This is a genomic window from Shewanella sp. 6_MG-2023, from assembly GCF_030547195.1.
Classification (GTDB): Bacteria; Pseudomonadota; Gammaproteobacteria; order Enterobacterales; family Shewanellaceae; genus Shewanella.
This window is the reverse complement of record NZ_JAUOQU010000012.1, coordinates 19,466-31,722: the sequence shown is the minus strand read 5'-3', so window position 1 is coordinate 31,722 and position 12,257 is coordinate 19,466. Positions and strand designations below refer to the sequence as shown.

The 12,257-nt window shown below is 42.9% G+C and carries 8 protein-coding genes; 4 read left to right on the top strand and 4 right to left on the bottom strand.

All coding sequences use genetic code 11. The features are described from left to right. Positions 1-4 precede the first annotated feature (4 nt). Positions 5-1,090 (bottom strand): peptide chain release factor 1, encoded by a 1,086-nt coding sequence (gene prfA / locus Q4533_RS08910; RefSeq protein WP_076543119.1) that lies wholly within the window; start codon positions 1,088-1,090, stop codon positions 5-7. Positions 1,091-1,104: 14 nt separating this feature from the next. Next, entirely contained in the window at positions 1,105-2,355 is a 1,251-nt protein-coding gene (gene hemA, locus Q4533_RS08905; protein ID WP_102438932.1) for a glutamyl-tRNA reductase, read from the bottom strand. Between the two features lie 315 nt (positions 2,356-2,670). On the opposite strand from hemA, the gene lolB reads away from it, so the two are divergent. The 4 genes from lolB to Q4533_RS08885 all read left to right on the top strand — a co-directional run bounded on the left by lolB (position 2,671) and on the right by Q4533_RS08885 (position 6,529). Beyond that, on the top strand, positions 2,671-3,306 hold the full coding sequence (gene lolB, locus Q4533_RS08900; RefSeq protein ID WP_241900962.1) for a lipoprotein insertase outer membrane protein LolB: 636 nt from the start codon (positions 2,671-2,673) through the stop codon (positions 3,304-3,306). 98 nt (positions 3,307-3,404) lie between these two features. Beyond that, entirely contained in the window at positions 3,405-4,274 is an 870-nt protein-coding gene (gene ispE, locus Q4533_RS08895) for a 4-(cytidine 5'-diphospho)-2-C-methyl-D-erythritol kinase (RefSeq protein WP_303502617.1), read from the top strand. 97 nt (positions 4,275-4,371) lie between these two features. After that, complete coding sequence (locus tag Q4533_RS08890; RefSeq protein WP_076543115.1) at positions 4,372-5,319, top strand: ribose-phosphate pyrophosphokinase; 948 nt, start codon at positions 4,372-4,374, stop codon at positions 5,317-5,319. A 205-nt stretch (positions 5,320-5,524) separates the two neighbouring features. After that, positions 5,525-6,529, top strand: coding sequence for an FAD:protein FMN transferase (locus tag Q4533_RS08885; RefSeq protein WP_102438938.1), 1,005 nt, complete (start codon positions 5,525-5,527; stop codon positions 6,527-6,529). Between the two features lie 1,602 nt (positions 6,530-8,131). Here Q4533_RS08885 and Q4533_RS08880 read toward each other — a convergent pair. Both Q4533_RS08880 and Q4533_RS08875 read right to left on the bottom strand, forming a co-directional pair. Then, positions 8,132-9,709, bottom strand: coding sequence for a general secretion pathway protein GspF (locus Q4533_RS08880; protein WP_102438942.1), 1,578 nt, complete (start codon positions 9,707-9,709; stop codon positions 8,132-8,134). A gap of 101 nt (positions 9,710-9,810) precedes the next feature. Next, entirely contained in the window at positions 9,811-12,255 is a 2,445-nt protein-coding gene (locus Q4533_RS08875) for a LamG domain-containing protein (protein WP_303502616.1), read from the bottom strand. Positions 12,256-12,257 lie beyond the last annotated feature (2 nt).

The following is a 12,257-nucleotide window of genomic DNA, read 5'->3' as shown; positions in this document are numbered from 1 at the left end:
CTCCTTAGTCGTCAGCTAATGCAGCAAGCAAGTCCGCTTGTTCCTCTTGCATTAATGGCTCAATAATAGCGTTTAAGTCGCCTTCCATGATTTCATTTAAGCGGTATAGCGTTAAATTAATGCGGTGCTCACTCATACGACCTTGTGGGAAGTTGTAAGTTCGAATACGTTCAGAACGGTCACCACTTGCCACTAGATTACGGCGGGTTGATTCTTCTTCGCTACGACGCTTTTCATCTTCAACCGCTTGTAAGCGCGCTGAAAGCACACTCATGGCTTGGGCACGGTTTTTATGTTGCGAGCGTTGATCCTGACATTCCACCACAATACCTGACGGTACGTGAGTAATACGAATGGCTGAATCGGTTTTGTTGACGTGCTGACCACCTGCGCCAGATGCGCGGAAGGTATCGACTTTTAAATCTGCTGGATTAATTGAAATCTGCTCTGCTTCTGGCACTTCTGGTAATACAACCACGGTAACGGCTGAGGTATGTACACGACCTTGGGATTCAGTTTCTGGTACACGTTGAACACGGTGTCCGCCAGATTCAAATTTCAATTTACCGTAAACGCCTTCACCAGTTACGTGAACGATTAATTCTTTAAAGCCACCATGCTCACCTTCGTTGGCGTTCATGATTTCCATTTGCCACTTATTCGACTCACAAAAACGTGAATACATGCGGAATAAGTCACCCGCGAATATAGCGGCTTCATCACCACCGGCGCCGGCACGGATTTCTACGAAGGCATTACGGTCGTCATTTGGATCTTTTGGAAGCAATAAGATTTGTAATTCATCTTCAAGTTCTGCAATGGCTTTTTTGGCTGCTTTAATTTCTTCTTGAGCCATTTCACGCATTTCTGCGTCATCTTCAGTAAGCATTTCTTGCGCTGACTCAAGATCGGCTTGAGCCTCTTGAAACGCTTTAAAGCTTTTTACAATATCTTCTAACTGAGAATATTCTTTTGATAAGCCGCGAAAGCGGTCTTGATCCGCAATAACTTGTGCATCACTCAGTAATGCCAATACTTCTTCATTACGTTCAAGCAAGCCTTCCAGCTTGCGAATAACCGACTCTTTCATTTAGCTTTATTACCTTAATTTTTATCCAAACCAAGCGTGACACGTAATTGGCCTAAGGTATTCAAGTCCCCTTGACGACTAGCAGAAGTTAACGCTTGTGTCGGTGCATGGATTAAGCGATTGGTTAGCCTATTGGCTAGCTCTAAAATCACTTGTTCATTGTCACCACCTTGAGTTAATTTGTTCAAGGCGCGCTCTACTAATTCATCTTTAATTGCCAAACTTTGGCTTCGGTATTCTCGAATACTGTCTACAGACTCTAACGAACGCACCCATTCCATAAAGATATGAGATTGTTCATCGGCAATTACTTCTGCCTGCTCGGCGGCTTCTTTACGTGAAGCCATGTTCTGTTCAATGATGCTGTGTAAATCGTCCACAGTATAAAGGAAAGCATCGTCTAATTCGCCAACTTCTGCTTCTATATCACGAGGAACTGCAATATCAACCAATAGCATGGGTTGATGACGACGTTGTTTCAGTGCCTTTTCGACCATGCCCTTACCTAATATAGGCAATGGACTGGCGGTAGAGGATATCACGATATCGGCTTTAGGTAGATAGTCTGGTATTTGTTGCAGCGTAATTGCCGTTGCATCAAACTCTTCACACATCGCCTGTGCACGCTCAACCGTTCGGTTAGCCACCACAATACCGGCAACCTCATTGTCTTTTAAATGCTTGGCAACTAATTCAATGGTTTCTCCAGCGCCAATCAATAATACATTGGTGGTACTTAGTGATGAGAAAATATGTTTGGCCATGCTGACAGCGGCAAACGCCACTGACACCGCGGCGGCGCCAATTTCGGTTTCAGTACGCACTTTTTTAGCCACTGAAAAGGTGTTTTGAAACAAACGGTCAATAGTAACTGCCGTTGTGCCTGCCTCTTTAGCTTTCGCAAAGGCTTGTTTAACTTGCCCAAGAATTTGTGGCTCACCTAATACTAGAGAATCTAGACCTGAAGACACGCGCATTAAGTGTTTAACGCATTCCTGATCCTCATAGCTATAAATACAAGGCATGAGATCATCATGACTAAGATTGTGATAATCCTCTAGCCATTCGATTATGTCTTCTTTAGTGCCGTTGTTGCAATAAAGTTCTGTACGGTTACAGGTTGACACGATCACGGATTCACCCGAGCTAGTTCGACTAGCTAGACTCTTCATCGCATCGTGAATCTTATCCGGTGAAAAGGCGACTTTCTCTCGAAGATCGACCGTGGCGGTTTTATGATTTATTCCGATTGCTACTAGGCTCATGTGACTCGTTTTAAGTTCTTCGCAGGATCATTAATTAGGTCATTCTACTTAATTGGTAAAACTAAAAACACAATTGGCTTAACAAAACGGAATAATTATCTATTTTTTTTCTAAAAATTCTATCTTGTTAACAAAATCATCCATCATTTGACAAAATACACCAAGAAAAACAGGGCTATGTATATCTACATTAGCTAATATTGTCTAGTATAGGAGTAATAATTAATCAAATCAGTTTTATTTATAAAAGCATTTTTACAATCAGCTTATTGCCCAGTATCATGCCTTATCGCTTTTTTATCCCAGTGAGTCCCTTTGCGAATTTTAACAACTTACCTAAAACACTTACTGTTGATGAGCTGTTTATTGTTAACGGCTTGTTCTATTCGTCCGCCGCACACGCTTTCAGAAACACAGGTAAAGCACCCCAGTGACGCCCAAGCATGGGAATTACAAGGTAAACTGGCTTTTCGTTCTAGCAGCGATAAATTTAGCACCAACTTATTTTGGTTGCACGATCAAAGCAGCCAATATGATCGCGATGAATTGACCCTTACCACCATGATTGGCACAACTGTATTGTCACTTAAGTCTGAAAATGGCCTAGCCAGTTTAGACATTCAAGATAAAACTTACACAGACAACAACCCTGAGCGGCTAATCTACCGCGTCAGCGGCATGACCATTCCCATTAATAAATTACCGCTTTGGATCACAGGTCAAGTCGCCCCTGATGATGAAGTGCTAGAATATAATCCAGATGGCAGCATCAAACGTTTTAGCAGTGCTGATAATGGCGGGGATTGGCTGGTAAGCTTTATGAGTTATCAGCAACAAAGCGGTGCTAAGCTGCCCAGATTACTGCAAATCAATCGCGCTGATGTACAAATAAAAATACAGATAAATCAATGGCAAGCGCTAACAACCAATCTAGCACAAACCAATAACTAATCGATATTGGTTTATCGGCTATTGATGATGCGCTGTTATATAAGTACTTATATAGGCACTTCGACTCAAAATGACAAAACCACTTGAATGGCTTTTACATGACAACAAATAAAGACAATTTGGCAATCTCCACTGAATGGCCAGCTCCTGCAAAGCTCAATTTATTTTTGCATATTACCGGCCAACGAGCCGATGGTTACCACGAACTGCAAACCCTGTTTCAGTTTATTGACCAATGTGACTATTTAGATTTTCAGACGACTGAGTCGAAACAAATAAGCTTGCATTCAGAATTATCAAAAGTTGTCGCAGAAAAAGATAACTTAATTCTAAAGGCCGCAAAATCTTTACAAGAATATTGCAATTATCAGGGCGGCGCACAAATTTGGTTACGTAAAAACTTGCCTATGGGTGGCGGTTTAGGTGGTGGTTCATCTGATGCGGCCACCACATTAGTGGCATTAAATAAGTTGTGGGGGCTTGATTTACCCCATGCAACCCTAGCAAAAATCGGCCTAGAACTTGGCGCGGATGTCCCTGTTTTTATTAATGGTTTTGCTGCTTTCGCTGAAGGTGTTGGTGAACAGCTTATTGCAGTGCAACCAGCAGAGTTGTACTACCTAGTCATAGTGCCTGAAGTCCATGTGTCAACCCAAGCAATTTTCCAAGCGCCAGACTTAACTCGCGACACTGCTAAATTAGCAATTAATACTTTAATGCAGCAAAATTGGTCAAATGATTGCCAAAAACTTGTCACAGAAAAGCACCCTCAAGTTGCCAATGCCTTAAGCTGGCTGGTAGAATATGCGCCGTCAAGAATGACCGGAACAGGCGCATGCGTCTTCGGTGAATTCGAACAGCAACAATCGGCTCTGGACGCCTTGGCACAACTGCCAAAGACCATGAGCGGCTTTGTTGCTAAAGGCTTAAACCTGTCACCTTTGATGACACGTTTAAACCAAGATTAACAAATACCTTCTAGAAATGTTTTTTGCTTATTGATGACAACATCCTTAAGTCACATTTTTAGCCACTAACTTAAAGCCAACACCTGAGGTTCATAAAGTGCCCGATATCAAGCTCTTTGCTGGTAACGCTACCCCTAAACTAGCCAAAAAAATAGCCGACCGTTTATTTTGCAAACTTGGCGATGCAGTAGTAGGCCGTTTCAGCGACGGTGAAATCAGTGTTCAAATCAATGAGAACGTACGTGGTGCTGATGTATTCATCATCCAATCGACTTGTGCACCGACCAACGACAACCTGATGGAACTTATCGTTATGGTTGATGCGCTTCGCCGTGCATCTGCTGGTCGTATTACCGCAGTAATTCCATACTTCGGTTACGCTCGTCAAGATCGTCGTGTTCGTAGTGCTCGTGTACCTATTACTGCTAAAGTTGTTGCAGACTTCTTATCAAGTGTTGGGGTTGACCGCGTATTAACTTGCGATCTTCACGCTGAGCAAATTCAAGGTTTCTTTGATGTGCCTGTTGATAACGTTTTCGGTAGCCCAGTACTGCTAGAAGATATGTTAGGCAAGCAACTTGATAACCCAGTTGTTGTTTCTCCAGACATTGGTGGTGTAGTACGTGCTCGCGCTGTAGCTAAACTACTTGATGATTCTGACTTAGCAATTATCGATAAGCGTCGCCCACAAGCGAACGTAGCTCAAGTAATGCATATCATTGGTGATGTTCAAGGCCGTGACTGTATTATTGTTGATGACATGATCGATACTGGTGGTACTTTATGTAAAGCGGCAGAAGCGTTAAAAGAACATGGTGCTAACCGTGTATTCGCTTATGCAACTCACCCGGTATTTTCTGGCAATGCTGCGAAAAATATCGCTGAATCAGTTATCGATGAAGTTATCGTTACCGATACTGTGCCATTAAGCCCTGAGATCGCTAAACTTGAAAAGGTAACTCAGCTAACAATGTCAGCAGTACTTGCTGAAGCGATCCGTCGTGTTAGCAATGAAGAGTCTATTTCTGCGATGTTCCGCCACTAATCAATTATTTGAATTAGTCGCTGACTTAAGGTATCTGGCTTAGGTCTTTGAGTTAGGTCTTCGACTTAGCACCGACATCGAAAAAGCGCACTCAATCGAGTGCGTTTTTTATTGGCTGTTATTTGGCATAAATCAATCTAGATTAATAACCCATAACTCAGTACCCTATTGGCTATAAAAATAATTCAACAATAAGTCATTACCCATGTTTAAGCCTTTCTCATTAATCTCACTGTGTTTTGTTGGCCTAATCTTATCCACTCAAGTCACTGCGCAGTGGCATCAAAAGAGCTTTGAAGTCATGGGGACCCAAGCTCATGTTGAATTTTGGCTTTCAGAAGCAGAGAAGAATACAGAGTCAAATGAAAAACAAACTGCAGATAACCTCATCATCGCTGTCGAACAAGAAATGCATCGCATCGACCGATTAATGAGTCCTTATAAAGCAGACAGCGAATTAAGCAAAATCAACCAACTGGCAGGGAAAGAGGCCGTTGTGATTAATCAAGAACTGTTTGATTTGCTGCTTGATTCACACAAGATTGCTGAGCTGACAAACGGCACATTTGATATCACTTACGCCTCAATTGGTTATCAATACGATTACCGCCAAGGACAAAAGCCAGCGAAACCCGAGATAAACCAAGCCCTCGAAGCTATAGATTACCGCGCAGTAACCTTAGACAAATCACAATCTAGTGTTCGTTTTAAAAACCAAGATGTCCGGATTGATTTAGGCGGAATAGCTAAAGGACATGCCGTTAAGCAATGCTTAGCCATTTTACAAGCTGCAGGTATTAAGCACGCCTTAGTCAGCGCAGGTGGTGATACAGGACTGCTCGGTGACAGACGCGGCCGCCCATGGTTTGTCGGTATTAAGCACCCTAGAGCCGCTGAAAAAACAGCGGTGCAATTACCACTGGCTAACGAGTCAATTTCAACATCAGGTGATTACGAGCGCTACTTCATCGAAGATGGAGTGCGCTACCACCACATCATTAATCCTAAAACCGGCGACTCGGCCAGAAAAGTGGTCAGCGTATCCATCATTGGTAAAAACTCAACTTACGTTGATGCCCTATCAACAGCCGTGTTTGTAAAAGGCTTACAAGAAGGCATGGCGCTAATTAACCAATTGCCAGAATACGAAGCGATTATTATTGATAATCAACAGACGTTACATGTATCAGAGGGACTACAACAGGATTAGATAAGTGGTGGATTAATGGCATTTGCTTAGTTTTCTGTCCCTACTTATTTATAAGGACAAATATTAGTTGATTTAAATAAGCAGCGAAGAAGCACAATCAATGCGTTTTACTTCCTTTGAATAACTCGTTATGTAGCAACCAACTCCGCAGTGTAGCTTTTTTAAACAAAAAGCACGCTGTTACAACAAAAGTCCCGACTGCAACAGAATATAATGGCATTTCAAAAAAGAACATATTTATGGATCTCTGACCATCATGCTCTGTATTTGATGCCCCAAATAGACCAATAACACAAAGAGTCAACCAAGGTAAAATAGCAATACTGAGGCGTAATATAAAATTACCAAGAGCAAACTTAAACTGATACCAAATTGCAATTGCTGGAATGACTAGAAGCCCGCCATACCAAAATAAAACACTTCCTATTTCTATATAGAAAGCGCATAAAATTGCCAGTGTCGAGCAAAGTAAATTAATACTATTTTATTTGAACATCCCGTTCATACTCCCTGTTGTATAACGCCATATCAAAAGTAAGAATATGTTCATCTCAATTTATAACGCATTAATTAAAAGGTGTAATTGGATCTATTAGTGACTTATAAAAAGAAAACTAGCCAGACACCTACCAATATTAAGCTCTTGCTCTTTTACAGCTATTAGCTCATCAAATGAATATAAGAATAGTCGATTAACTTTATCCACTTCCTTGTAGTACTAACATTTGTATTGTGCGCATGCACATTTAATAAACCAAAAAAATTAAACTTTACCAATGCAAAGTCATTGATTAATAAGCACTCTATCAGAGTCCTGTTGGATAAACGAGTATCTATATTGGAAAGTAAACATATAAGCTGATGCCATATTTGATTGCTTAATTTCCAAACTTCGTTTGGATTAAGTTCAACGTCGTGGCGCTTCGCCCACACCAAACGAAAGGGAAACAACAGCATTTCCCTTCTCGACATCCCTTGCCGCCCCTACGAAATTGCTCTAAAAAACGAGCAGGCCTCATGCTTATTCGAAAATAGCTAACGCTTTAGATAGGCCATCCCTGGCCAACTAAAGCTAGCCTGACGTCCTGTCAGGCTTACGCCATTTTCTTCAACACATTTCAGCAATTTCAAGGGGAACATTGAGCCTGCAAGTTCTCTTGTTGTTTCTAATTTTGAAAGTTGTTTGTACTTATTATGCTTTTGAGCTTCTTTGAATGTTCAATTTGAATTGAGGTAAGCAAGAAAATCGCGTGAGTCCAGACATGGATGTCTGGCTAGCTTTCGAGGGGAAGGGACGCCCCATCGTAAGCGTTAGTGATTTTTGTAGCTTGCCAAAGCGGACTCAAAATGAAGTTTAAAGCTGGATCATTCTCCGTTGGAAATTTTGCTGTTTAAATTTCGCCGGAGCTGCGGGGTGTTCTAAGAGGGAGTCGCAGTCCACTCCCTTTTAGTCTGGTGTGGGCGAAGCGCCACGACTTTGATTCTAGTTTTGGTTTTGAGTTAAAATTAATAACAAATATAAAAACAAATATAAAAACAAAAAAGCTCAGAGAAAACCTCTGAGCCTTTCAATTTAACCAGCAAAATAAACTTATATTTTAATCAAACTATCGGCTGAAACGCTGTTAGCGAATCTAACATCGCACTGTTGCCCAAACCTTGTCTTGGTGCCACCATATTGAACTGGCCTTGTTCACCATGAAGCGCCATGTAGTTAAGCAACACTGTATCTACTAACAAGTTCACGTTATTTGCCGATGGGGCTGATGCGGTATCCACTGAGGCATCAGAGCGCATAAAGCCGATTTGTTGGTTTTGCGCCATTTGATCGGCACTTGCGCCCATTAATTGTGGCTTACCCGCTGGGTTATACACCAAGAAGAAAGATGCACCTGTAGACGAGTTATCTCCCGTCCATTCGCCCTTGCCTCGCCCTTCCATTGAGTCATCAATGCGGCCATTACTGGCAACCGAGCCATCACTGAATACATACATCATCAAAGGTTGATTGCGACGAGCGGCATATTCCAAACATGCGCCCATACAACGCCCTGCGCGTAAATCTCGTAACTCACCTGTACCACGCTCACCAGTGTGATAGTCAAAACCACCCATAGTGACAGTGCCAGCACCAGAGAATCCATTGACCACCAGCTTCATAATAGAAGCGGTTTTTTGGAACTCTGATTCTGAATCAAATTCATTAATGGTAAAGATACCGCTTGGGCCCACAATGTCAGGATCTAACACAGGGTTAAGCGTCGATGGATCACCAAAGCGATCGGCTAAATCAGCACTCTTCACATAGCCACAATTGACTAAGTCTTTAATCACATCATCACGAGTCACTTGAGTGTTCACCGAAGCCATTTTCTGGGCGCTAATGCGCTGGATGCTTTCCATTACCGTTACGGCATCGCGCTGAGATAACAAGTTAAACAAATCACCCACATCCACAAGCCCTGTCACATCAGACGGTCGATCGATTTTAGTTGGGCGCATGCTCAAATCGACAAAATTAGCCGCTGCCATTGAGTTGCCACCAGAGTCAGTGCTGCGCGAGCCAATGAGTGGCATCAGCGAGCCGTTAGCACCAGCCGCCGCAATAGCATACATAGGATTATGTGGGTTATTACCCGTATCGTTATCAGAACGACAAGGGATCACCGCACCATTAATCCGTGATGCGGTATCGGCTGAAACCTTTTCCAATATGCCACGTAAAAACGCTGAATCAGAGTGGAACGCGAGCCCTAAATCAGTATTAATAAAATCAGACATACCAACATCAGGGTTTGCAATCGATGGCGCCATATCACCGGGCAAACCCAGCTTGTTATAGCCTGCTGTCGACAAGAAATCTTGCTGACCACCTGCGCCACCAACCAGCACATTTGAGCCAGCAATATTGGCGCCGCCCGCTAAATCGAAACTGATAAACGGAATTTTACCCGCCCCTTGTACGCTAATACCGCATGAGTCTCGCAATGCTTCTAGGTCAGAAGACAACGCAGCATTGGCTTGGTTTGGGTTAGCAAACATGCTCATTAATGATAAACCCGCGACCGCTTGGCCACCTTTTGCCAGGCCCGTTGAGATAAACTCACGCCGAGTCATGGGTTTACGATGATCGGAAAACAATAAAGGACTGTCAGGGTGAAGATGAGTACGTTTAGTCATGTTGAAGTCCTTTTAAACTCTTTTTTGCCGCCGCTTGATTGTCGATATTCAATATTGGAAACGTCGTAATCTGTGTGGGTATTTTTATCATCATTACGCTCCTATTGAATCAACATCACAGCACTTGCCAACACTGTTGCACATGAGGCTTTAGCAATAGTTTGGGTTCGCTCTGCATTACAGTTTGTGCCACACACAGACAAATTACTGACGAGTGAATCCAGCTCGTTATAAACCAAGTTAGCATCTGGCTGACTCGATAAATTCAGCGGCATAAGTTGACCAATTAACGGGTTGAGCAAGTTAGGTCTTTCTGCGCTGCTTAATGCCACGTTTGGCTCTTGCGTGAAGTCAATATCAGGGAACCAAGCGCTGCGTAAGCTATCGTCATCAATGGCGACATCACAATAGGCAATTGCCAGTTGCGTCACCCCCATTTGCTGTGCAGAAATAAAGGTATCGATATTTTCGACACTCGGCAGTTGGCTTTTTACTAGCGCATAGGTGTCAAACACTTTGGTTGTTTGCTGAGGTACACCAGTTAACTCACTCATTGAGTGATTAATTTCAGCAAAGTTTCTTAAGCCTATTTGCGCGGTTTCGGTACTTGCTGGTAACTCATCAGGTGTGATTATCACCCCAGGCACAACCACATTTTCATGTTCACCGATTTGTTCAAAAGTAAGGAAAAACTCATCCTGACTGGCACCTTTTTCGAGACCAATAATAGTGCCTAATGCCGACAGCGACATAGGTTCAGCTAACGCCTGACCGCTTTCAATGGCTAAATCTACGTTAGAATAAGCTTGTCCTTGGGCACTTTCTTTACCATTAATCCCGATACGAACTGAACGCATATCAAATGCTTCAGCCACTGGCGTCCCATCGATATTCACCAATGAAGCACCAGTAAATAAATAGCTGTAATTATCAAATTGGCTGACTTCAAACATCACATAGGTATTGGGTAAATCAATTAAATGACTTACCGAGAACAGCAAGAAGAATTTCTCACCTACACCAACATCATAGTTCTGGCTGATTTGTTCTTGCTCTAGTACGCGGTTATAAATCGCCAACAAACGAATATCACCCTGCCAGACATGTTGGTTTGAAGCCTCTCGTCCTAAAATCAACGCAAAGCTGTCATCCCAAGATGCCAACGGCGCAATATCTTCATCAGCCACTTCAATTAAGTTGCCATTGACGTAAATTTTTCGCCCTTCTGTAGCGTTATAAGTTAATACCACATGCTGCAGTGTCGCTTGCAACACTTCATCGGCATCTGGCGAACTTAAGGCTGGTTCGCCATTGGTGCTTGAAGCTTCAGTGCGCAGCATAAAGTCATAGTTATATTGGCTCTGGCCTAATGTGAAGTTACGTGCATCATCACCTGCTGAATAAGTGACGATTCTTGCAGGCCCTTCTTGGGTGACATTATTTGGTGTTACCCAAGCTTCAACTGAAAACTCACCAGTAGAGGTGATTAAATCATGGAGTTTCTTACTGTTGGCGGTACTGGCCTGCGCTTTACCATTAGTAAAAGATAAGCCCCAACTGCCGAGCCATTCAACATCACCCGTCAGCGATAAATTCGCTTCTGGCGCGATACCAGAGGTATCGTATGCTGTAGAACCCTCGCCAGTTTTGAACTGGTATAAGGCAATGACATCCGTTTCAAATCGACCACCACTTGAAGCGGTAATACCATCCGTTAAGCGTAGTGATTTAGACACCACCATTTCTGGTGAAATTTCATCGACAGCAATTGCATCACTCATCGCTGTCACTGCAGCAAGCATTTCATTGCTATTTTCTTGGCAATTTGTCCAACAGTTATGAAACTCACTGCCTAAACGAACCACTAATCTAGACTGAGATGGCTCATCGATGTTGATGACATTTTTAGCCGACTCGTAAGCTTGAGCTATATCGTTACTTGCAAAGAAAGGTGACTGAGCAAAAGTCGCTCCTTCGTTATGACAATCAACGCAGTACTGACTAACAATGGGGTAAACATGTTGGCTAAATAGCGCACTGTCATCTGGGAAACTTTTGCTTGAACCTGGCTCTCGAATGACTGGCGCAGTTAACTCAATTGTATTGGCGCTACTGACCCGTTCATCTGACCACAATTTGATCCACGAAGTCATGGTTTCACCACAGGCACTATCGCTGTCTAGCCAACAATTATGGCCACCAGCCACTTTTTCAACTAAGCGAGATGAAGCTGGATCAGTTAAATCAACCAGCGGATTAGTCGCAGCATACGCGTCGTTAACGTCTTCTCGACTGGCAAAATATGGCGCTTGATTACCTTCAGTATGACAGGCTCCACAGCGATTTTGAGTTGAGATATTGTCCCACAATGAGACTTTATATTTTTGAATGTCTTCAGTGGCAGGTGCAGGACCGGTATACACGCCAGAGTCTGGTTCTTGCTGTTGAGGCGGATTACTTTCTACGTCACCGCCGCCACATGCCGTGAGGGTTAAACATAAACTCAGCACCGAGAGGCTAGATAAGGTTTTTTGAGATAATTTCACCG